Origin of the sequence: Streptomyces sp. NPDC093544 (genome assembly GCF_040683495.1) — a bacterium.
Taxonomy (GTDB): domain Bacteria; phylum Actinomycetota; class Actinomycetes; order Streptomycetales; family Streptomycetaceae; genus Streptomyces.
On sequence record NZ_JBFBEA010000020.1, the window covers coordinates 40425 to 62091 of the forward strand.

At 69.6% G+C, this 21667-nt stretch carries 17 protein-coding genes; 12 read left to right on the top strand and 5 right to left on the bottom strand.

Annotated features, from left to right (window positions below):
* The first annotated feature begins 174 nt into the window (after positions 1-174).
* Positions 175-1830, top strand: a complete 1656-nt coding sequence (locus AB0N66_RS28495) for a peptide-N4-asparagine amidase (RefSeq protein ID WP_365440278.1) — start codon at positions 175-177, stop codon at positions 1828-1830.
* 160 nt (positions 1831-1990) lie between these two features.
* Positions 1991-3502, top strand: coding sequence for a cation:dicarboxylase symporter family transporter (locus AB0N66_RS28500; RefSeq protein ID WP_365440280.1), 1512 nt, complete (start codon positions 1991-1993; stop codon positions 3500-3502).
* 119 nt (positions 3503-3621) lie between these two features.
* Here AB0N66_RS28500 and AB0N66_RS28505 read toward each other — a convergent pair whose 3' ends face one another.
* Complete coding sequence (locus AB0N66_RS28505; protein WP_365440282.1) at positions 3622-4077, bottom strand: MarR family transcriptional regulator; 456 nt, start codon at positions 4075-4077, stop codon at positions 3622-3624.
* Between the two features lie 149 nt (positions 4078-4226).
* On the opposite strand from AB0N66_RS28505, the gene AB0N66_RS28510 reads away from it, so the two are divergent.
* Together AB0N66_RS28510 and mltG are read left to right on the top strand one after the other, a co-directional pair.
* Positions 4227-6083: an ABC transporter ATP-binding protein gene (locus AB0N66_RS28510; protein ID WP_365440284.1), complete on the top strand. Its 1857-nt coding sequence runs from the start codon at positions 4227-4229 to the stop codon at positions 6081-6083.
* A 43-nt stretch (positions 6084-6126) separates the two neighbouring features.
* Positions 6127-6969, top strand: a complete 843-nt coding sequence (mltG, locus tag AB0N66_RS28515; protein WP_365440286.1) for an endolytic transglycosylase MltG — start codon at positions 6127-6129, stop codon at positions 6967-6969.
* Positions 6970-6985: 16 nt separating this feature from the next.
* Here mltG and AB0N66_RS28520 read toward each other — a convergent pair whose 3' ends face one another.
* Complete coding sequence (locus tag AB0N66_RS28520; protein WP_365440515.1) at positions 6986-8035, bottom strand: NAD(P)-binding domain-containing protein; 1050 nt, start codon at positions 8033-8035, stop codon at positions 6986-6988.
* Between the two features lie 224 nt (positions 8036-8259).
* Here AB0N66_RS28520 and AB0N66_RS28525 point away from each other — a divergent pair, with 224 nt between their 5' ends.
* The gene (locus tag AB0N66_RS28525) at positions 8260-8682 is read left to right on the top strand and encodes a secondary thiamine-phosphate synthase enzyme YjbQ (RefSeq protein WP_365440288.1); all 423 of its coding nucleotides are present in this window, start codon (positions 8260-8262) and stop codon (positions 8680-8682) included.
* A 420-nt stretch (positions 8683-9102) separates the two neighbouring features.
* Here AB0N66_RS28525 and AB0N66_RS28530 read toward each other — a convergent pair whose 3' ends face one another.
* Positions 9103-12084, bottom strand: coding sequence for a lantibiotic dehydratase (locus AB0N66_RS28530; RefSeq protein WP_365440290.1), 2982 nt, complete (start codon positions 12082-12084; stop codon positions 9103-9105).
* A 322-nt stretch (positions 12085-12406) separates the two neighbouring features.
* On the opposite strand from AB0N66_RS28530, the gene AB0N66_RS28535 reads away from it, so the two are divergent.
* From AB0N66_RS28535 to AB0N66_RS28560, 6 genes are all read left to right on the top strand, one after another.
* Complete coding sequence (locus AB0N66_RS28535; RefSeq protein ID WP_365440292.1) at positions 12407-12559, top strand: hypothetical protein; 153 nt, start codon at positions 12407-12409, stop codon at positions 12557-12559.
* A gap of 61 nt (positions 12560-12620) precedes the next feature.
* A complete protein-coding gene (locus AB0N66_RS28540) occupies positions 12621-14630 on the top strand; it encodes a radical SAM protein (protein WP_365440294.1) in 2010 nt (669 codons plus the stop codon).
* Positions 14627-15637, top strand: a complete 1011-nt coding sequence (locus tag AB0N66_RS28545) for a DUF692 family multinuclear iron-containing protein (RefSeq protein WP_365440296.1) — start codon at positions 14627-14629, stop codon at positions 15635-15637. Before AB0N66_RS28540 ends, AB0N66_RS28545 begins: the two co-directional genes overlap by 4 nt.
* Positions 15634-16410, top strand: coding sequence for a hypothetical protein (locus AB0N66_RS28550; RefSeq protein WP_365440298.1), 777 nt, complete (start codon positions 15634-15636; stop codon positions 16408-16410). Before AB0N66_RS28545 ends, AB0N66_RS28550 begins: the two co-directional genes overlap by 4 nt.
* Positions 16411-16436: 26 nt before the next feature.
* Positions 16437-18380 (top strand): RiPP maturation radical SAM C-methyltransferase, encoded by a 1944-nt coding sequence (locus tag AB0N66_RS28555; protein ID WP_365440517.1) that lies wholly within the window; start codon positions 16437-16439, stop codon positions 18378-18380.
* On the top strand, positions 18377-19024 hold the full coding sequence (locus tag AB0N66_RS28560) for a DUF5825 family protein (RefSeq protein ID WP_365440300.1): 648 nt from the start codon (positions 18377-18379) through the stop codon (positions 19022-19024). Before AB0N66_RS28555 ends, AB0N66_RS28560 begins: the two co-directional genes overlap by 4 nt.
* Here AB0N66_RS28560 and AB0N66_RS28565 read toward each other — a convergent pair.
* Together AB0N66_RS28565 and AB0N66_RS28570 are read right to left on the bottom strand one after the other, a co-directional pair.
* A complete protein-coding gene (locus AB0N66_RS28565; protein WP_365440302.1) occupies positions 18989-19756 on the bottom strand; it encodes a Stf0 family sulfotransferase in 768 nt (255 codons plus the stop codon). The genes AB0N66_RS28560 and AB0N66_RS28565 overlap by 36 nt on opposite strands.
* A 230-nt stretch (positions 19757-19986) precedes the next feature.
* Positions 19987-20553, bottom strand: a complete 567-nt coding sequence (locus AB0N66_RS28570; protein WP_365440304.1) for a TetR family transcriptional regulator — start codon at positions 20551-20553, stop codon at positions 19987-19989.
* 82 nt (positions 20554-20635) lie between these two features.
* Here AB0N66_RS28570 and AB0N66_RS28575 point away from each other — a divergent pair, with 82 nt between their 5' ends.
* Positions 20636-21556: an SDR family oxidoreductase gene (locus tag AB0N66_RS28575; protein WP_365440306.1), complete on the top strand. Its 921-nt coding sequence runs from the start codon at positions 20636-20638 to the stop codon at positions 21554-21556.
* Positions 21557-21667: the final 111 nt, after the last annotated feature.

The window sequence follows — 21667 nt, forward strand, 5'->3', positions numbered from 1 at the left end:
GCAAACGATTTTTCGCCGCAGGGCAAGGAATCGGCCTCGCTCTACTGCCGCATACCCGATCGGCTTCGTCCTGTTGGGGTGATGGGCGACAAGGGGGATCTGAGGGCCTGCGCGAGGTGGGTGTGAAGGGAGGGGCCATTGCGGTCGGCGCCAACTCCCCGTAGAACACCGCCCATGAGAAGACGGATCATCATGTCCATGCTCTCCGGAGTGACCCTCCTGGCGAGCACGCTCCTCGGGGCGAGCCCGGCGTCCGCCGCCCAATCCGCCGACCCACCCGCCGAATCCGCCACCCAAGCCGCCGACCCGCCCGCCGAGTTCGGCACCGACTGGCACGACCCGCTGACCGCGGCACCGCCCGTCGCCAAGCCCGACACGCGCTCATGTGAAGTCACTGTCGCCCAGGCACAGTTCAAGGACTTCACGCCGTACGAGGGCAACTACGCACCACCCGGCGACTGCGGTGACCGATGGAGCAAGGTCGTGCTGCGGCTCGACGGCAAGGTCAAGGGACGGCAGTACGACCGTCTCGGCTACCTCCACGTCGGCGGCGTCGAGATCTTCCGTACGTCGACTCCCCAGCCCTCGCCCGACGGCATCGAGTGGTCCGTCGAGAAGGACGTCACGCGGTACAGCGACACTCTGCGCGCCGAACAGCCCGTCGAGATGCTCATCGGCAACGTTGTCGACGACACGTACACCGGCGTCATCGACGTCAAGGTCACCCTGACGTTCTACGCCGCCGAAGGCACTCCTAAGCAGGCCACGGCCACGGCCGCGGCTCCCGACCGCGTCCTCACCCTCCAGGACGGCGCCCTCACCACACCGCGCAACAGCGAGCGCATCGTCGCCGAGGTGTACGCGACAGGGTCGGGCGGCGGCTGCGAGGAGTACTGGTATCTGACGGTGCCCGACTCGGCGCCGTACTCCTGCAAGGCCGACAACGGCCCCTACCGGGAAGTGCAGATCAAGGTCGACGGCCAACTCGCCGGTATCGCGGAGCCGTTTCCGACCGTATGGACGGGCGGCTGGTCCAACCCCTTCCTCTGGTACGTGATTCCGGGTCCGCGCGCCTTTGACATCAAGCCCATCGAGTACGACCTGACGCCGTTCGCGGGGCTCCTCAACGACGGTCGCCCGCACCGGATCGATGTCTCCGTCGTGGGTGTCCCCGAGGGGCAGACCGGATGGAGCACACCGGTCAACGTTCTCGTCTGGCAGGACGCGAAGAAGGTACACGTGAGCGGCGCGCTGACAGAGGTCAAGGCGGGCACTCTCGCCAACTCCTCTACGTACACACCCTGTTCGGAACACCGTCTGGACACCCAAGGAAGTCACCGGCTGACGGTCGCCGGGTACGTGGACACCTCGCACGGCCGAGTGAAGACCACGGTGAGCCGCAAGCTGGCGAACACCTCCGTGCACCGCTGGACCGACGGCGAGAACACGGACGGACTCAAGGCCACCTGGAGCGACGATGAGACGGTCACCGTCGACGGACGGGGGCCGGCCACGGTGACCCACACGCAGCGCACCTACACGATGGACGGGACGACCACGCTGGGCGCGGGCGACCGGTTGCGCACCGTTCTGACACTCGGCGACCGGGCGGTGGTCGACGAAAAGCGCGGCGGGCGGCGCACCGCGTGGTCACGGCTAGACGACACCTACGCAGGCGACACGACGTATACGGCGAACGTGCCGCGCGACCAGCGCCACGCGGTCGGTACGACGAGTGAGCGCTACCGGCTGTACGGCTCGGCCGGGTGCTATGACCGCACCCTGGCCACCGTGCAGGGCCTATTGACGGCGGACCGCGGCAACTGCTGAGGCAGCAGAGGCGGCAGAGGCCCCGGGGAGGAAGAGCGTGTCACGTCCATGATTTACGTGGACGTGACACGGAGGTCTCCAGCGGAATCAATCACTCCTCAATAGTGATCACCGCGGAAGCACTTTTCCGCATACCAGAAGTCGTTCGGAGGAGTGCCCCGTGCCGCCGTCAGTACCGTCCCCGCGACGCGTCGCACACATACTGCGTACCTCACTGTTCGCGCAGGTCGCCTGCGCGCTTGTGCTCGGAATCATCGTCGGAAAGCTGTGGCCCGACACGGCCGCGGAACTTCAGCCGCTCGGCGACGGTTTCACCCGGCTCATCAAGACGATCATCTCGCCCTTGGTGTTCTGCGTGGTCGTCGTCGGTATCGCGAAGGCCGGTGACCTCAAGGCGTTCGGCCGGATCGGGCTCAAGGCCCTGCTCTGGTTCGAGGTCGCGAGTACGGCGGCCCTGTTCATCGGTCTCGTCGCCGCCAACGTCGTCCAGCCCGGCTCGGGGATGAACGTCGACCCGTCCACGCTCGACACCTCGGCGGTCGACGCGAAGACGGGTGGCGGTTCACTGCCCTCGACGACAGAGTTCGTCCTCAACGCGCTTCCCACCAGTTTCATCGGCGCCTTCGCCGAGAACGAGCTCCTCCAAGTGCTCATCCTGGCCTGCCTGGTGGGCGCCGCGCTGCTGCACCTGGGTCACAGCAAGGTGCCGCAGGTCCTGCCCGCCATCGAGCAGGCCCAGGAGATCATCTTCGCGGTCGTCGGCTTCATCATGCGGCTCGCCCCGATCGCGGTGTTCGGCGCGATGGCTGTCCTCATCGGTCAGTACGGGCTCGGCGTGATCGAGACGTACGCCAAACTGATCATCCTGTGTTACGCAGCCGCCGCGCTCTTCATCGCGCTGCTCGGAGTCGCGCTCAAGGCGGTCACCGGGCTCAGCCTCTGGAAGTTCGTCCGCTACATCCGTGAGGAGATCCTCCTCGCGCTCGGCACCGCCTCCACCGAGTCGGTCATGCCGCGCGTGATGCAGAAGCTGCGCCGGGCCGGCGCCCGTGACGACGCCGTGGGTCTGGTGCTGCCGACGGGCTACTCCTTCAACCTCGACGGCGCCTCGCTCTACCTGTCCATCGGCACGCTGTTCATCGCGCAGGCCGTCGGTGTGGACCTGAGTCTTGGCCAGCAGATCACCGTGATCCTCGTGCTCATGCTGACCAGCAAGGGCATGGCGGGCATTCCCGGTTCGGCCTTCCTCGCGCTGTCCGCGACCGCGTCCTCCCTGGGGGCCATCCCTGCCGGCGCCGTCGCTCTGCTCCTGGGCGTCGACCGCATCATGGACTCGATGCGCGTCGTGACGAACCTCCTCGGCAACTGCGTCGCCGTCTTCGCCGTGTCCCGCTGGGAGGGTGCGCTGGACGCGGACCGGGCGAAGAAGGTGCTGGACGGGGAGATCGTGTTCGTGGAGGAAGGCGAAGCGGAGGACCCGGAGGCGCCGGTACAGGAGCCTCGGCCGGCCAAGGTCGACGTGCCCGCACAGGCCGCTGAGGCCGACGCACGGGCGGAGGCCGCCGAGGTCGACGTACCGGCACAGGCCGCTGAGGCCGACGTACCTGAACAGGCGGCTGAGGCGGACGCACCCGCTCCGTCGGCCAAGGAGTCCGCAGCCGAGGTCAGCTGACCGAAGGTGGTCCCCGATCGGGCCGCAGCGCCGACTCCAGCACTACGGAGCCGGTGCCGCGGCCCACTGGCGCAGTCCCATTGGTGTGGCCCCACCGTGCGGTGCGGTGTACGGGGACCTCAGCAGCCGTGCCCCCGCGCCGGCACCCCGTCCACCAGCGTGTTCAGCAGTCCGCCGAGCACCTCGCGCTGCTCGTCCGTCAGGGGAGCGAGGATCTCGTCCGCGGCCGATCGGCGCGCGGCGCGCAGCTCGCCCAGTGCCTTGCGCCCCTCGTCCGTGACCTCTATGCGGATCACCCGCCGGTTGGTGGGATCAGGGACCCGGCGCACCATGCCGCTCGCCTCCAGACCGTCGACCAGAGTGGTCACGGCACGGGGCACCACCTCCAGGCGCTCGGCCAGATCAGCCATGCGGGGCGGTGAGCCGTAGTGCGCGAGTGTGCGGAGCAGGCGGGACTGGGCCGGTGTGATGCCCAGCTCGCGATGCTCCAGATGGCGCTTCTGGATGCGGTGCACTCGGCGCGTCAGCCGCAGCAGTTGCTCGGCGAGCAAGCCGTCGACATCGGGGGTGGTCATGTGGGAACAATATCAGGACCTTGTTCATTGTGAGTATAGGTAACAGTGAGCTATGCTCCGCAGGCGTCACAATTTCCGTAAGCCGTGATCACCGATCACCGATCACCGATCACCACAAGTCATCGTCGTCTCACCTCCCGTAGGAGCCCATGCGTCCCGACCGACCCACTTGGACCCCGTCACCTGCCGACAAGGAACAGCCGCGTAAGGGAAAGCCGCGTGCCGGCAATGAGCAGTCGCGTGCCGACAATGAACAGCCGCGGCAGGTGCGGCGCATCCTGAAGCTCTTCCGGCCCTATCGGGGCCGTCTCGCGGTCGTCGGCCTGCTGGTCGGCGCCGCGTCCCTCGTCTCCGTCGCCACGCCCTTCCTGCTGAAGGAAATTCTGGACGTGGCGATCCCGCAGGGCCGCACCGGTCTGCTGAGTCTGCTCGCGCTCGGCATGATCCTCAGCGCGGTCGTCACCAGCATCTTCGGCGTGCTGCAGACCCTGATCTCCACGACCGTCGGCCAGCGCGTCATGCACGACCTGCGTACCGCTGTCTACGGCCGGCTCCAGCACATGTCGCTCGCCTTCTTCACCCGGACCCGCACCGGCGAGGTCCAGTCCCGCATCGCCAACGACATCGGCGGCATGCAGGCGACCGTCACCTCCACCGCCACCTCGCTGGTCTCCAACCTCACCAGCGTCGTCGCCACGATCGTGGCGATGCTCGCGCTGGACTGGCGGCTCACCGCCGTCTCGCTGCTGCTGTTGCCGGTCTTCGTCTGGATAAGCCGCCGGGTCGGCCGCGAGCGCAAGAAGATCGCCACGGAGCGCCAGAAGCAGATGGCCGTGATGGCCGCCACCGTCACCGAGTCGCTCTCCGTCAGCGGCATCCTGCTCGGTCGCACCATGGGCCGCGCCGACTCGCTCACGAAGTCCTTCGGGGACGAATCCGAGAGCCTTGTCGACCTCGAAGTGAGGTCGAACATGGCGGGCCGCTGGCGCATGGCCGTCATCACCATCGTCATGGCCGCCATGCCCGCCGTCATCTACTGGACCGCCGGCATCGCCTTCCAGCTCGGCGGCCCGACCGTGTCGATCGGCACCCTCGTTGCCTTCGTCTCGCTCCAGCAGGGCCTGTTCCGTCCGACGGTCAGCCTGCTGTCCACCGGTGTGCAGATCCAGACCTCGCTCGCGCTCTTCCAGCGCATCTTCGAGTACCTCGACCTCCCTATAGACATCACCGAGCCGGACAACCCGGTACACCTCGACCGTGTCAAGGGCGAGATCCGCTTCGAGGGCGTCGAGTTCCGCTACGACGACACAAGCGGCCCGATCCTCGACGGCATCGACATCACCGTCCCCGCGGGCGGCAGCCTCGCCGTCGTCGGCCCGACCGGTGCCGGCAAGTCCACCCTCAGCTATCTGGTGCCGCGGCTGTACGACGTCACGGGCGGGCGGGTCACGCTCGACGGCGTCGATGTCCGCGACCTGGACTTCGACACGCTCGCGCGCGCGATCGGCGTCGTCGCCCAGGAGACGTACCTCTTCCACGCCTCGGTCGCCGAGAACCTGCGCTTCGCCAAGCCGGACGCCACCGACGAGGAACTGCGGGTGGCGGCGCGGGCCGCCCAGATCCACGACCACATCGCGTCCCTGCCCGACGGGTACGACACGGTCGTGGGCGAGCGCGGCCACCGGTTCTCGGGCGGTGAGAAGCAGCGCCTCGCCATCGCCCGCACCATCCTGCGCGATCCGCCGGTGCTCATCCTCGACGAGGCGACCAGCGCCCTGGACACCCGTACGGAGCATGCCGTGCAGGAGGCCATCGACGCGCTGTCGGCCAACCGGACCACGCTCACCATCGCGCACCGGCTGTCCACCATTCGGGGTGCCGACCAGATCGTGGTCCTCGATGCCGGTCAAGCGGTCGAACGGGGCACGCACGAGGAGCTGTTGGAGCAGGACGGGCGCTATGCCGCCCTCGTCCACCGAGACGCCCAATTGGAGCCGACAAGATGAAGATATGTCGGGTTTATAGGCATTAGCGGGTTACCGTGCCCGCATGCAGATGAACACTCCGCCACGGAGCACGATTCGACTGACGCGTCGGGGCCGGGGCGCCCTCATCGCGACCGGAGCCGTCGTGGCGGCCACCGCCGTGGCGGTGCCGCTGCTGAACACGGGGGGCCAGGAAGCGCCGCCCGCGGCCCTCGTGGTCCCGGAGGGCTGGCGCTCGGGTCAGATCTACGACGCCGTCGACAAGGTTCTCCGGATCCCGCCGGGCACTGCCAAGAAGTCGCTCGGGAAGGCCAACCTGAAACTGCCGAACGACGCGGAGGGCAACCCGGAGGGCTACCTCTTTCCGGCGACGTATCCGATCGACAAGAAGTCGACTCCGGAGTCACTGCTGTCCTTCATGGTCAGCACCGCGAACCAGAAGTTCAACAAGGCCCCGATCGCGGCCGGGGCGCAGCGCAACGCGATGAACGTCTACCAGGCGGTCACCATCGCGAGCATCGTCCAGGCCGAGGCGGCGACCAAGGAGGACATGGGGAAGGTGGCCCGGGTCATCTTCAACCGTCTGGAGAGGGGCATGCCGCTCCAGATGGACTCCACCATCAACTACGCGCTGAATCGTTCCACCCTGAACACGAACCAGAACGACACGAAGATCAACAGCCCCTACAACTCGTACCAGCGCATGGGACTGCCGCCGACACCGATCGCCAACCCCGGCGATGAGGCGATGCGTGCGGCGATCGCTCCGACCCCGGGTGACTGGCTGTACTTCGTCACGGTCAAGCCGGGCGACACCCGCTTCACGGTCAGCTACGAGGAGCACCTGAAGAACGTCGCCGAGTTCAACCAGAACCGGAAGAACACCTCCCCGAGTCCCACCCGCTGAGCTGTCGTACGGGGCATCAGACGGCGACCGGCGCTCCCGCCAGCAGCCGCCTGATGTCCCGGACCGCGGCGCGCCCGGCCCGGTTGGCGCCGATGGTGCTCGCCGAGGGGCCGTACCCGACGAGATGGACTCGCGGATCGGCGACCGCCCGCGTTCCCTCGACACGGATGCCGCCGCCCGGCTCGCGCAGTCGCAGGGGTGCCAGATGGTCGATGGCGGGCCGGAAGCCCGTCGCCCAAAGGATGACGTCGGCGTCCACGTGACGCCCGTCGTCCCACGCGACACCGTCCGGTGTGATCCGGTCGAACATCGGCTGCCGGTCCAGGACACCGTCGTGCAGAGCCTGCCGGATCGCGTCGTTCAGTGGCAGCCCGGTCACCGAGACGACGCTCTGCGGCGGCAGCCCCTGACGGACCCGCTCCTCGACCATCGCCACAGCCTCCCGGCCGAACTCCTCATTGAAGGGCCCCTCACGGAAAACGGGCGGCCGACGCGTCACCCATGTGGTCCCGGCCGCGTACGGGGCGATCTCCATCAGATGCTGCGTGCCGGACGCGCCGCCGCCCACGACGATCACCCGCAGTCCGGCGAACTCCTGAGGGCCCGGGTACTGCGCCGTGTGCAACTGCCGCCCGCGGAAGGTCTCCTGACCGCGATAGCGGGGCCAGAACGGCCGGTCCCAGGTACCCGTGGCATTGATCAGCGCGCGTGCTGACCAGTTCCCGTCCGAAGTTTCCACGAGCAGCCGGTCCCGGGAGTCCTCGCGCACCGCGCGTACGTCGACCGGGCGGCGTACGCGCAGGTCGAAGGCGCGCTCGTACGCGTCGAAGTACTCCGCGATGACCTCGGACGACGGGCGTGCCGGGTCCGCGTCGGCGAGTTCCATGCCGGGCAGGGAGTGCATCCCGTGCACCTTGGCGTACGTCAGCGAGGACCAGCGGAACTGCCAGGCGCCGCCCGGACGCGGCGCGTGATCGAGGACCACGAAGTCCCGCCCGGGCTCGAAGCCGGTGCGCCGCAGGTGATAAGCGCTGGACAGGCCGGCCTGACCGGCGCCTATCACCACGACGTCGACATCGACGTCGACAGCTGTGCCGGTCTCGGCGTCGACTTCGTGTGCTTGTACCCCGGTGTCGTTCACGCTTCTGCTAACCGGACCGGGGTCCGGGATCTTCCCGGAGGACCCAGTCGTGGCTACGACTCCTGTCTGGACGCCGGGCGCGGCGGTGGACGGCGGCAGGTCGCTGTTGAAGCAGGCGTGAGCCCCGGCGTATGAGCGAGGATTGCGGCATGTCCGATGCCTTCACGACCCGAGTCCTGAACGTCGCCACCGGTTCCTCGGAGAGGGTCGTCGACCTCACCCGCGACTGCGAGGCCTTCCTCAGGGAGGCGGCAGCCGGCCGTGACGGCCTCCTGAACGTTTTCGTGCCCCACGCGACCGCCGGCATCGCGATCATCGAAACCGGCGCCGGCAGTGACGACGACCTCCTCATCGCCCTGCACTCCCTGCTCCCCGCGGACGACCGCTGGCAGCACCGCCACGGCAGCCCCGGCCACGGCCGCGACCACGTCCTCCCCGCCATCGTCCCGCCCCACGCGACGCTGCCGGTGCTGCGCGGGAGGCTGGAGCTGGGGACGTGGCAGTCGGTGTGCCTGGTGGATACAAACCGAGACAATTCGGACAGGATGGTCCGGTTGTCTTTCCTTGGATGAGGCCCAGGCTTGACGACTCGAAATGCGGTGCCCGGCCGCTCCGAACGGAGTGCGTCCCCGTGGCTGGTTGTGACAGGGAGGACCCTCCAGGAGTGGCCTTCCGTGTGTCCCCGTCACCGCGGTCCGTCCAGGCGCGCTCGATGTGCGGCAGGGCGATGCCCGAGGTGCCTCCGACGAAAGACTGCGGCCACGCGCGACCACCGTCCGGCCGACCACCGTCCGGCCGACCACCGACCGCCGACCGCCGACCACCGACCACCGACCACCGACCGCCGACCGCCGACCGCCGACCGCCGACCGCCGACCACCGTCCGGCCGAGCGTCGACCGGCCGACCGCCGGCCACACGGTGCGCGGTCGGCCAGTGCATGGGCCGGTCGGGCGACGGCCGACAGCACGGCGGCGCCGGGGGCTGGCGTGGTCACGGTGTTCTCCTCGCTCGTGCCGTCCAGCTCAGTGCGGCGGCTCTGGCCAGGTGAAGGTGTGCGCGTTCCTCGGGAAATCCCGGCCCGCGCATGCGGACGTGGTGGAGATGCAGCAGGTCCGGGAGCAGGTCCTGCGGGGGCAGCGTCCCCGCACCCTCAAGCGCGCTGCGATAGGCGGCCAGCGCGGCGCGGCGTGCGGACCAGCTCGCGATGACGCGCGCGTCCAGCACCGGGGTGCCGGGGGCCCGGTGTGTGACGAGGGCGGTCGTCAGGGCGATGGTCTGGTCGTAGACCGCTCGAGGTGGGGCGCTCCTGTCCGTGTGGGTGTGCCTGACCAGCCAGCGCATCGCCTTCGCGTCGTCCCCGAGCAGGCCGACGGCGATGTCCACCATGCTCGCGGCGGTCACCGCACGAGCGTCGGGAGCGCCCCCAGCGGCCTGCGCGGTCAGCTGGGCGAGGACGGCGGCTGCGTCGGCGGCGAAATACTCCTCGGCCGCTTCCATCGCCGCGGGGCCGCCGAAGCGTGCGGCCTGCGGGTAGTAGGTCTCCAGGCTCGCGTGGGTGATCAGGCCCGCGTGCCGAAGCCGCCGGGTCCACTCGCCGATCTGCCCGACAGCGATGCCGAGTGAACCGGGCGCGCAGGTCAGCCGGAGGCGTAGGTGGTCCTCGGGATCGCGGTGGCGAACGAACCACCAGCGGGGCTCCCCCAACTCCCCGAGCAGGGACGGCAGATGCCGGGTCAGGAGCGGATCCTGACGGTCGCGGTGCCCGTGCAACCTGATGGAGAGCAGGCTGCCGCAGCCAGGCAGAAGGCCGTGCTCCCGACCGACGACGTCGCCCGATCCGCGGACCGGTGCGCAGGTCCGATCCACAGCGGCCAGGGGGATGACGATCTCGTGGGCGTGCCCGCCGGTCCAGCCCAGGTCCCCGGGCTTCGGTGCGGCACGTAGCAGCGCCTTGCCCTCGCGCTCCACGTGGGTACGGAGCAGGGCCCGGTGCGAGGGCTCCGCCAGGTCCAGGTTCATGCGCCGGTCTCCGTCGCCCAGGTACACGTGCTCGGGCAGGAGAACTTCACGACGCCACTCGGCCAGGGCCTCGTCCCACTGCGGCCACGGCGTCCGTGCGTCGGGCAGGTCGTCGATGCCGAGTGTCCAGCGGGCCGGGGACAGCAGGGTGCGCCCGTAGCGCAGTGCGGGGAGGAACGGCAGGCTGGAAACGGCGGCTCCCCACGAGAACCCGGTGCAGGGGACGGCCAGTGCCACCGGTGCCTCGATCAGGAACCGCGCCAGCGGATGGGTGTGGTGGGTCAGATCCACCGCGTTCAGCAGCATCGTGTGCACCGGGCGGCGGCGGGAGACCGAGACCAGGTGCAGTTGCTCGGCATCGGCGGTCACCGCCAGGTCCGTCACGGGCAGCCGGCCCGTGTCCGGGCCGTGGTAGTCGCCGAGGGGGATCACCAGCTCCGCCACCTGCGGGGCGTGCGCGACGTTCACCGAGCGTATGTACAGCGGGGTGGTACTGATCTGCGCGATCAGCGCGTCCTGTTGTACGCCGGGCAGGCGGGCGTACACGTCGGTCATCCGGCGGCGGTCGTCGGCGTCGAACAGGTGGAGAAAGCGCCCGGTGGCCGTTCCGGCCGCGCGGGCCACCCCGACGACGTGCAGCGTGAACTCCCCTTGTTCCAGGGCGGATACGCTCGCGGCGTGGATCCGCACGGTCACCTCGGTGCTCGGCTGCACGGGCCCGCCTGGATCCACCACCGCCAGTTCGTCGATCGCGGCATCATCGAGTCGGACGTGGTGGCGGCGCCGCGTCGCGGCGGTGTACGCGAGCCTCAGCAGCCGGCTGTCGCGGGCGGTCAGCGTCGGGCCCGTCGACGCGGCTGTGGACCCGAGGTAGCCGGATGGGTAGCCGAGGAGGTCGATGGCGTCCAGGACGGGTACCGCCGCTCCCGGACCGTAGTGCTCAAGGAAGCGGCCATGCCAGGCGACCCACTCGGGGCTCAGCGTCGCCCGCGGCGCCAGGCGCGTGAGCACCGCGGCGGCCGACGCCGCCTCCTCGGCCACCGCCTCCGGTATCACCAGGTCCCAGTCCAACCGCAGGTCGAGGGCGAGCGCGGGTCTCGCGGTGGGACAGAGCCGTGTCATCGCGGCCGTCACCCGTGCGCGTTCGGCGCGGGCGCCCGCAGGGGCGGCGGTCGCGTCGTCGTGCCGTGCCAGTCCTGCCGCGACCTCAGACAATGCGGTGGCTTCAACCGCGGGCTGGTGCCGTAACTGTTCGAGCAGGGCGGCGATCGGGTCGGAGGCCGTGACAGCAGGACGCAGACTGGTGATCAGGAATCTCTGTCGTACCAGGTTCGCGAGCAGGTTCTCGATCGCGGTGGGCGAAGCGGCTGGGAAACCGACGGCGAGCGTTTCGGCAAGAACTGCCCACACAACCGGCGCCCGCGCGCCGTCCATGGCCATGCGGACCGGCCCGGTCGCGCGTATCCCCACGTGCACGGGGTCGCCGTCGTTCGCACTGCTTGAGCGGTGCTCGACCATCAGGCGTCCGTCGCGCTCGAACGCGAGACTGGAAGCGAGCAGCGTCAACTGGGGCCGGAGCGCACGGTGTTCCTCCAACCGGTCGACAAGAGCCGCGGTCCATGCCGCGTCCGGTCTGGTGACCGCCCGGTGGCCGGTGCCCGCACGCAGCACAGGAGCGGCCCCTGTGCGGGCGGCCCCGACACCGGCGAACAGGCCGAACGGAGTGGCGCGTGAGCGGGCGCGCAGCAGGTAGCGCACCACTGAAAGCACAGCGCGCCGCACGGCGAGGTCAGGCACCGGCTCGCCGACGCATATCTGGTGCACCCGTCTCGCCAGGTCCGGGCTGGAGAACTCGACCGCGGTGGCGAAGTCGGTTGCCTGCCACATCTGTTGAAGCCACGCCCGCCACGACTCCTTGTGCGCGGACGGGCCGGTCAGGTCCGGCCAGACCATCGGGTGGTCGGGACGCCAAATTGCCGCCCGAACCACGGCCGCATCGACATGGCGGTACAAACGGCCCTCCAGCAGCACAACGGTGTTGTCCTCTATTTTTCTCCAAAACCGCCCGGTGCCGAGGGCGATTATGGGTCATGGTCATTGTGGCGACTGCGGCGCCACTCCGGTGCCGCAGTCGCCATGAGCCGCTGATCTGGCTGAATGTCGTCCAACTAAACGACGACGTATGGGCTGTTGACGCACATGCGGTCTGGCTTAGCGTGGGCGCCACACACGGCAAGCGGCACATTCCCATCACGTTTGCGAAGGGGAGAAAATCATGACTGCTGTATCTCCTGAGAAACTCGCCGATGAGGAATTCGGTGAGCTCGAAGAACTCCAGGTGATCGATTCCAGTGAGCTGAAGCTCGGCGCGGCCTACCACACGTACACCTACATCGCGGCGGAGAACACGGAGGACATCCCCGACTAGGACGTGCGGGAGGCAAGGCAACTCTCCGACGGATGAGACCGGTGAGACGAGGAGGTGGGTCGTGCCGTCCAGCCAGTCGGCGGACCGCACCCGCACCGACGTCCTGTTGATCTTCCCGCCGCAGACCGAGGCCAGGTTCTTCCCGTATCTGAGCCTGCCTTACCTGACCGGCCATCTGCGGCGCCGGGGGCGGCGGGTTCACCAGGCCGACTTGAACATCGCTGTGCTCCACGAACTGCTGGGATGCCCTGCGCTGCTGGACGACGCGGTCCGCGCCCAGGACACGGGCGACGACGATAAGGCCGTGAGCGACTGGTATCGCCGAGCGGTGGCCGACGTCTTCGCCGCGCACATCGGCGAGTTGCGTGCCCACGTCCTGCACAAGGAGCCGGCCGGCGAGCTGGGCCCGGACCGCGCGGTCCGGCTCGCCACTCTTGCCCTCGAACTGCTGGTCCGCGACACCCTCTTGGTACAGACCTGGGAGGACCTCGGCCGGCTCGACGATGCCGTACGCCAGGCCGCGGACCGCCCACCCGCCGCGTCGGGCGTACCGGTCGTAGCGCTGCACCGCCTGGTGACCGGGCTGCTCGGCCGGCATCGCCCCCGGGTGGTCGGCCTGTCCGTGGCGTTCTTCAGCCAGCTCGCACCCGCGCTGCTGATCGCCGCCTGGGTCCGGCGGCTGGCGCCGGAAACCCGGATCTGTCTGGGCGGTCAGCAGGTGATGCTCCGCCACGACAGCCTTGCCCGGCTGCCCGGAGTCCGGGAAACGGTCGACGCCCTGTGCCCGACCGCCGGGGAAGAGCCGCTCGAACGCTGGCTGGACGCGCTGGACGGGACGGTTCCGCTCACCGCCGTGCCCGGCATGACCTGGCTGCCACGTTCCGGGGCCGGGCCGCGCACGGGGCCCGCGGTGACCCTGCGCTTCCGTGACCTCGGACCACCCGACTTCACCGGACTGCCGTTCCGCTCCTATCTCAGCGAAGCCCTGGAGCTCGCGATCGTCTCGTGCGTCGGCTGCTACTGGGGGCGGTGCGCGTTCTGCTCGTACGGCAACCGGTCGCTCCCGCAAGGCGGTTACCAGCAGGGCACCGCGACCCAGATCGCCGACGCCGTGGAGGCCGTGGTCCGTGCCACGGGCACCCGGTACGTGTCGGTCGCGGACGAGAACACCAACCTGCGGCTGATCCAGAAAGCGATGCACGCGGCACGCGAACGCGGCATCCGGGTCCGGTTCGGCGTTCGCAGCCGGCTGGAGGGTGCCCTGACCGACCCGGGGTTCTGCCGCGACCTCGCCTCGGTCGGCTGCGCGATGATCTCGGTCGGCTACGAGGGCACCTCGCAGCGCCTGCTGGACCGGATGGAGCGGGGCGTGCGCGCGGCCGACTACCAGCGGATCCTCGACAACCTCGACGCGGCGGGCATCGCCGTCCGGTTCACCGTGATGGGCCAGGTCCTGGACGAGACGCCCGGCGAGTTCGAGGCATCCCTGCGCTTCCTCGTCGACAACGAGCGGCGGATCGGCATCGACGCGCTGGAGCTGATGGTGGCGGAGCCCGGCAGCAGACTCGTCGGCAGCCCGGAGGACTACGGGCTCGCCCTCGACACCTCGGACCGCCTCGCGGGCAACCCCGAGCTGAGCTACCTGGCCGGCCGGGTCGGCCACCCCCTGTCCGTCCGCGGCGGCCCGACGCGCACCGAGGCACTGGACCGGCTGACACGGATCTTCCGCACCGTCAGACCGGGCCGTGTGAACGCCTCGGAACCCTCGCACCCCGCCCCGAACGGCCATCGCACGCACGCCGTCGCGACCCTGCGCCCCCACACGTGGGTACGCACCGTGCCCGCGTACGCAGACGACCGTACGGCAGACCGCGTCACCCTCGCCGACCTCGTCCGGGAGCGGTTCTACGCGCTCCCCCGCAACGACGTGGAACAGCGCTCCGACGGTCTGCTCACGGCCTGTACCGACCGCGGCAGCCGGCTGCTGGCCCGCCTGGCCGACGCGGCGGCGGGCGCCCCCGACCCGGCACATTCAGCCGACCCGGCCCCCTCAGCCAGGAGCTCGTCATGACGCAACGGCCGCGCACCGCACCCGGCGGCGCCCGAACCGTCACCGAAGCCCCCCGCCGGATGGGCCTGGGGGTACTCATGGACATGCCGTGGGGTGGCGGACGCCTCGGCAGGCGCGGCATCGGATTCCTGGAGAGCGACGACGGCGGCGGAGACATCACCGACCGGGTCCGCGCCTTCCTGCGCCGCCATGGCGGGGACTTCGCCTACTCGGCCCTCGCGTTCCAGCCGCGCTCACGCGCCCGCGTACGGACGGCCGACTACGTGCGCGCGTACGACCGCTTCTTCGAGGCGGTGCCCGCCGGGACGGCCCGCGCCTTCCACCAGACCGAGCTGAACATGGGCACGCCCGAGCGCTACGACCGCCGCCCGGCCGCCGAGTTCACCAACGAACTGGCCGCCCGCTACGGCTTCTCCTGGGTGGTCGAGGACCTGGGCATCTGGAGCCTGCGCGGCATACCGATGCCCTATCCGCTCCCGCCGCCGCTGACCGAGCCGGGCCTGGAGATCGCCACCCGGAACGTGGCCGAGGCGGCCCGGCTGCTCGATCCGCCGCTGCACGTCGAGTTCCCCGGCTTCACAGAGGGCGGCTCGTTCGTCCTGGGGCACATGGACGCCTTCGAGTACTTCGCCCGGCTGGCGGAGGACGCCGACGTGTGGGTGACGCTCGACGTCGGCCATCTGCTCAGTTACCAGTGGCTGAGAGGACGTACCGGAAAGAGCATGTACGACGGGATCGAGGCCCTGCCCCTCACCCGTTGCCGCGAACTGCACCTGTCGGGCTGCCAGATCGTGGGCGGCAAGTTCCGCGACCTGCACCACGGCGTGCTGCTGGACGAGCAGTTGGAGCTCACCGAGTATCTGCTGCCGCGCTGCCCGAACCTCCTCGGGGTGTCCTACGAGGACCCGATGTACCGCGAGGACGGACAGCTGGTCGAGAAGTCCCGGCGGAACTACGCGCGGCTGCGGGACCTGGTCGCCGCCTGGCAGCGCGGGGAGGCGGCATGAGCACGGTGGAGCCGGGCGCGTCGCTGGACGGCGAGCGGCTGACCGACCTGCTCATGCGCCTTCTGCTGGACGCGGACCTGCGGGCCCGACTCGCCGACGAGGGCGCTGAAGCCGTGGCGGCGGATCCCGGCGAGCTGGAGTGCCTGGCCTCCGTCGACCTGGCCGAACTGGACACCACCGCGCGTCGGCTGCGCTCCCAGGTCTGGCGGCCAGGCAGTGGCGGCAGCCTGGCAACCACGTTCCCGCGCAGCCTGCGGCTGCTCCAGGACGCCGGTGCCACGGAGTCCGGCCTGCTCACCGGCTTCCTCGGCTCACCGCACTTCGCCCGGTTCCGGCTGATCCCGTACACCGCTCCCGGGTTGTCGGCGGAGGAGGCGTTCGCGTCCTACCTGCTGGATGCCGCCGGGGCAGGGGCGGTGCGCGACACCGTGACCCACGAGCTGATGATCGCCCTGTTCACCGCGCTGACGTGCGAGCAGCCGCTGTCGTTCGTGATCGAGGCCGAGGGAATCGTCCCCACCGACCGAGGCCACGCCGCCCTGCGTACGTACGTGGCGGCGTCCGTAGCCGCCTGGGGGGCCACCTCACCGGAGCGCCCCGAGGCAACTGAGCACACCGCGAACGCGGAAGCAGTGCACTACGCGTACTTCACCACGTCCGCCGGGCTGGCTCACGGCGTGGTGTCCGGGCGGGTGGCGGCGGCCTTCGAGGCCGAACCGGCGGCCCGGCGCGAGACCGCGCGGCGGGCGCTGGCACGCCGCGGACTGTGGTGACGGGGAGAGGAACCGCCTTGCACATCGTGTTGGTGGACATGCCGTGGTCGTCGCTCGATGCGCCGTCCCTCGCACTCGGCATTCTCAAACGCCGGATCCTCGACGTCTTCCCCGGCGGCGCCGCGGACGTCGAGGTGGTGCACGCCAACCTCGACTTCGCCGACTGGGTGGCCGCTCGTACGGAATACGGCTTCGAGGAGTACGACTTCTGCTCGACCTCGTACTTCTCCGGACACAGCGAGTGGATCTTCTCGGCCGCGCTCAACGATCAACCGCGTTGGCGGGTGGCCGAGTTCACCGAACACTTCGGCGGGAAGATGCCGAAGCACATGCTGGCCAAGGCGCGGGAACTGCACGAACTCGCGCCGCTGTTCGTCCGGGAGACAGCCGCCAAGATCGCCGCCACGGCACCGGACGTGGTCGGCTTCACCACCACGTTCGCGCAGAACGCGGCGACCCTCGCCGCGGCCCGCGTGGTCAAGGAACTGGCACCCGACACCACCACCGTCTTCGGCGGCGCGAACTGCGACGGCCCGCAGGGAGCCGCGCTGCACCGTAACTTCCCCCACGTCGACTTCGTGGTGCGCGGTGAGGGCGAGATCGCGTTCCCGCGGCTGCTCGCCGCGCTCCGCGACGGCGACGCCGACGACCTGGCAGCCATCCCCGGCCTGTGCCGCCGCGACCCGCACGGCCGGTCCGTGGCACATCCCATGAACGCCACCCCGCTGCCCCCGGGGGCACTGGTCACCCCGGACTACGGCGACTACTTCGAGCGGCACGCGCGGTCCACCGCGGGCGGCTGGGTGGAGCCGCGGCTGGTGGTGGAGGGCTCACGCGGCTGCTGGTGGGGCGAGAAGCACCACTGCACCTTCTGCGGCCTCAACGGCTCGTTCATGGAGTTCCGCAGCAAGGACCCGCGGCGGTTCGTGGACGAGATCCTCGGCCTGGTCGAGCGCCACCGCGTACTCGACGTGTGGGTCACCGACAACATCCTCGACATGTCCTACCTCAACTCCATGGCCCCGCTCCTCCAGGAGAGCGGGTACGACCTGCGGCTGTGCTACGAGATCAAGTCGAACCTGCGGCGCGAGCAGCTGGCGACGCTGTACGCGGCCGGAATCAGCTACGTGCAGCCCGGCGTGGAGAGCCTCAGCAGCCGGGTGCTGAAGCTGATGGACAAGGGGGTGACCGGCTGTCAGAACGTACGGCTGCTGCGGGACGCGGAGACCGTCGGGATCAACCTCAGCTGGAACTACCTCTACGGCTTCCCCGGGGAGACGGAACAGGACTACGACGAGATCGTCGACCAGCTGCCCGCGCTGCACCATCTCGGACCACCGGCCAACTCCACCCGCCTGAAGGTCGAGCGGTTCAGCCCCTACTTCGACCGGCCGGAACTGGGCTTCGGTGAGCTGCGCCCCGCCTCGCACTACCACCACATCTACGACCTGCCACAGGACGAACTCGCCGACCTGGTGTACATCTTTGACTCACCGCACCAGGGCATCGCCGGCGCATGCCTGGACCGGCTGCGCACAGCCGTCGCCGACTGGACGCAGGCGTACCCGCGCAGCCGCCTGACCCACTGCGACCTGGGCACGCACATCGTCCTGGTCGACACCCGGCCGGACTTCTCCTGGCGGCTTCTCGACCTCACCGACCCGCTCGAAGTGACGGTGTTCCGGCTGCTCGACACGCCGCACAGCCCGGCGGCGCTGCTGCGCAAGACCGCTGCCCGATATGCGGACGCGCGGGAGTCGGCAGGAGAGGTGACAGAAGAGCGCATCGCCGAGCTGCTGGCGCGCTGGCGCGCCCTCGGCCTGGTCTTCGCCGACGGCGGCCAGTACGTGCAGGTCGCGCCCGCAGTGGCCAACCAGGACCTGCTGCGGCTCGACGGCGCCGGACTGCACGGGGAGGACATGTCGCTCGTCCCCGCCCTGGCGGCCCCGGCCGGGGGAGACACCCGATGAAGCCGGAGCTGACGCTGTGGAGGGACCGCGATCCAGCGGCCATGCGCCTGCCGGGGATGCGTTACGGCACCCTCGAAGGGCCGCCGGACGATCCGGTGAACGCCGTCGCACAACTCGCCTCCGCCGGCGTCCAGTTCGTCCAGGTGCAGGAGCCCGTGGACCTCACCGATCCGGATGGTGCGTCCGCGGTCGCAGTCTTCCTTCTCGTCCGGGAACTCACCAGCCACGGCATCGCGGTGGACTGGACACTGCGCATGGCAGACCCGGCCCAGTGGCGGGCGCTGAGCCATCTGCACCCCCCGGCAGCCGTCTTCCACGGCTCCACGGGACAGGAGAACGAGGAACGCGTGGTCACCGCGTGGCGCGACTCGTTCCACATCGCGAAGTGCGGCTACCGCCGCGGCCCCGGCTTCCTGGAGATCCGCGACCACCGCTGGGGCTCCTTCCGGCGCCTGGTCGTCAACGCCCCTCGGAGCACGGGCTTCCAGGGGCTGCTGGACGGCGTCCCGGCGGTCGCGTCGGCGTCGACGGAGCGGGTCCTGGAGCGTCACCTGCGCGAAAACCTGGTCCATCGCGCCGGGCGCTACTTGTGGTGGACGCCGTACCGCCTACGACGCTGGCCGCTCAGCACGACGATCCCGTAGGAACCTCTCGACCCACCGTTCCGTCAACACGTCGGCCTGACGCCTGATCCCCGGCGCCGGCACCGAGGCGGGCGCGCCGACACCGAGGAAGTCGAGGCAGCCCAGCAGGCCTGCCTCGTAGTCCGCGACCAGGTCCTCGTAGATGACGGTATGCGGGGAGATACCGTGCCGGCCGAAGTAGTCCTCCCAGACCGACGCCTCGCGGTCGAGCAGCCGCAGATGTCGGCAGATCTCCTCATAGCTGTATCGGGGAGCGGCGCGCGTGCTCCCCTCCGGCAGAAAGGTCCCGTCCAGGATCCAGACACCGGTCTGCTCAGCCAGGGTGTACGACACGGCCTGCCGCAACCGGTTCCTGCGTTGGATCCAGATGTACCGGGGTGCCTGGAGGATGTCGTACGGGTCGACCTCCAGGCTCCTGAGGTGCCCCGCGGAGATCCGCAGCCCGAACACGCCGTTGGGGCTGGTCCGGTACGTCATCAGCTGCCGCACATAGCCTGCCGCCAACTCCCGCGGATCACTGGAGTCGAATTCCCACCGCTCCAAGTAGTCCAGCACGAAGGCGTCGGCGAGGTAGTGCTCGGCGAAGCCGGCCAGCTCGGTGTGCCACAGGGCGCGGGCGAGCATGTTGCTGCCGCACCTGGGGGTCGACGCGAGCACGTAACGGACCGGCGGCAGACCGGTGAATGGTGGGAAGTCGAACTCCGGACCGTTGGTCCGATAGCGCAGCACCATGGGAACACCTTCGCACCCGGCACGAATGGTTGTCACCGGCTCCGTAGCGTTGCGGGCGCGGTGCACAACAGCGACCTGGATCGCACCGGCGCCGGACGAGGTGCCTTGATCACACCGAGCGGCCCGCATTCCGGCCGCGCTTCGGTGTTGGCTACTGTCCGCTCTGCGTCCTACGCGCAGAGGTCGGAACGACCTCACATACACGCCCGCTCGGTAATCCCTGAGAAGACCTAACTGCCCGCGGTCACGGCCTTGAGGGCGTCCAGTGCCTCCCGCATCAGCAGCGACAGCTCGCGGTTCTCGTCCGCCGCGATCCAGCGGTGGAAGCCGACTTTGAAGAGGGCGACCCCTGCCTCGGCGGCCAGGCTCGCGTCCGGTTCCGTAACGCCGTGCCGGCGCAGGGTGTCGGCGAGCGCGGCCGAGGTCGAGGCGAGCTTGATCAGGTCGCGCTCCTGGAGCTCGGGGTTCGACATGATCACAGCCTGTCGGGCGCGTACGAAGTCGCGTTGGTCGGCGAGCATCTCGGCGATCGCGTCAAGACCCGCGGCCAGAGCGGCGATCGGCGCCACGGATTTCAGGGCAACGGAGACCGCCCCCACAAACCGGTCCTGAAACTCGCCGGCGGTGGCGAACAGTACCTCGCGCTTGTCGGCGTAGTGGTTGAAGAAGGTCCGCTCCGTGAGCCCGGCGCGTTTGGCGATCTCCGCCACGGTTGTCTGCTCGAATCCGCGCTCGCTGTAGAGCTCCAGCGCCGCTGTCGCCAGGCGCCCGCGTGCGTTCGGCTCCCATCTACCCATGGGCGGATCTTACGCGATTGCAGTAGCTGCAATCGGATGTAGGGTCGATTGCAGTAACTGAAATCAAATCTTGGGGTTTCTCATGCGCATCTTTGTGACCGGCGCGTCCGGCTTCATCGGCTCCGCTGTCGTTCCCGAGCTCATCGGCGCGGGGCACCAGGTCAGCGGGCTCGCCCGCTCCGATTCCTCCGCCGCCGCGCTCACCGCCGCCGGCGTGGAGGTCGTCCGCGGCACCCTCGACGACCTTGAGGTTCTGTCGGACACGGCCGCCAAGTCGGACGGGGTGGTCCACCTCGCCTTCAATGGCGAGCGCGCGTTCACCGGCGATTACCAGGGCGCCGCCGATGCCGATCGCCGCGTCGTCGACACCTTCGGCGATGCGCTCGCCGGCACTGATCGCCCCTTCGTCCTCGCCACCGGCTTCATCGGCTTCCCGAAAGGTCGCGCGGTGACCGAGCAGGATGCGCCCATCCTCGACGGCTCGCCGTATGTGGTTCGGTCGGCCACCGCCCAGGCCGCGCTCGCGTTTGCCTCGCGGGGCGTCCGCTCATCAGCGGTGCGGGTCTCTCCGACCGTCCACGGCGAGGGGGACCACGCCTGGGTGCCGCACCTGGTCGCCACCGCCCGCGCCAAGAACGTCTCCGCCTACATCGGTGACGGCGCCAACCGCTGGCCGGCGGTCCACCGCCTCGACATTGCACGGCTGTTCCGCCTGGCCGTCGAGAAAGCGCCCGCCGGTTCGGCGCTGCACGGCGCCGCGGAGGGTGGCGTCGCCCTCCGCGACATCGCCGAGGCGATCGGCCGCCACCTCGACGTACCGGTGGCCTCCGTGGACCCCGAAGCCGCGGAGGAGCACTTCACCTGGCTGAGCCCCTTCATGAGCCTCGACGTCCCGGTGTCGAACACCTTGACCCGCGAACTGCTCGACTGGCAGCCCACCCACCCCAGCCTGCTCGAAGACCTCGCCAAGGGCCACTACTTCCAGACCCCCGCCACCACCTGACCAGCCCCAAAGACGCCACCTACGTCGTACGCGACCTTGCACACGAGGTCGTGCCTCGACAGCTACGGCAGGGGGGTGGGCGCCGAGGCGAAGTCCTGCGTCCTGGTACTG

Bases quoted from the DNA above. Each gene is read 5' to 3' on its own strand.
- AB0N66_RS28495 (WP_365440278.1), top strand. From the start codon at position 175: ATGAGAAGACGGATCATCATGTCCATGCTCTCCGGAGTGACCCTCCTG.
- AB0N66_RS28505 (WP_365440282.1), bottom strand. From the start codon at position 4,077: ATGACCACCCCCGATGTCGACGGCTTGCTCGCCGAGCAACTGCTGCGG.
- AB0N66_RS28510 (WP_365440284.1), top strand. From the start codon at position 4,227: ATGCGTCCCGACCGACCCACTTGGACCCCGTCACCTGCCGACAAGGAA.
- mltG (WP_365440286.1), top strand. From the start codon at position 6,127: ATGCAGATGAACACTCCGCCACGGAGCACGATTCGACTGACGCGTCGG.
- AB0N66_RS28525 (WP_365440288.1), top strand. From the start codon at position 8,260: ATGTCCGATGCCTTCACGACCCGAGTCCTGAACGTCGCCACCGGTTCC.
- AB0N66_RS28530 (WP_365440290.1), bottom strand. From the start codon at position 12,084: ATGGTCTGGCCGGACCTGACCGGCCCGTCCGCGCACAAGGAGTCGTGG.
- AB0N66_RS28535 (WP_365440292.1), top strand. From the start codon at position 12,407: ATGACTGCTGTATCTCCTGAGAAACTCGCCGATGAGGAATTCGGTGAG.
- AB0N66_RS28545 (WP_365440296.1), top strand. From the start codon at position 14,627: ATGACGCAACGGCCGCGCACCGCACCCGGCGGCGCCCGAACCGTCACC.
- AB0N66_RS28550 (WP_365440298.1), top strand. From the start codon at position 15,634: ATGAGCACGGTGGAGCCGGGCGCGTCGCTGGACGGCGAGCGGCTGACC.
- AB0N66_RS28560 (WP_365440300.1), top strand. From the start codon at position 18,377: ATGAAGCCGGAGCTGACGCTGTGGAGGGACCGCGATCCAGCGGCCATG.
- AB0N66_RS28565 (WP_365440302.1), bottom strand. From the start codon at position 19,756: ATGGTGCTGCGCTATCGGACCAACGGTCCGGAGTTCGACTTCCCACCA.
- AB0N66_RS28570 (WP_365440304.1), bottom strand. From the start codon at position 20,553: ATGGGTAGATGGGAGCCGAACGCACGCGGGCGCCTGGCGACAGCGGCG.
- AB0N66_RS28575 (WP_365440306.1), top strand. From the start codon at position 20,636: ATGCGCATCTTTGTGACCGGCGCGTCCGGCTTCATCGGCTCCGCTGTC.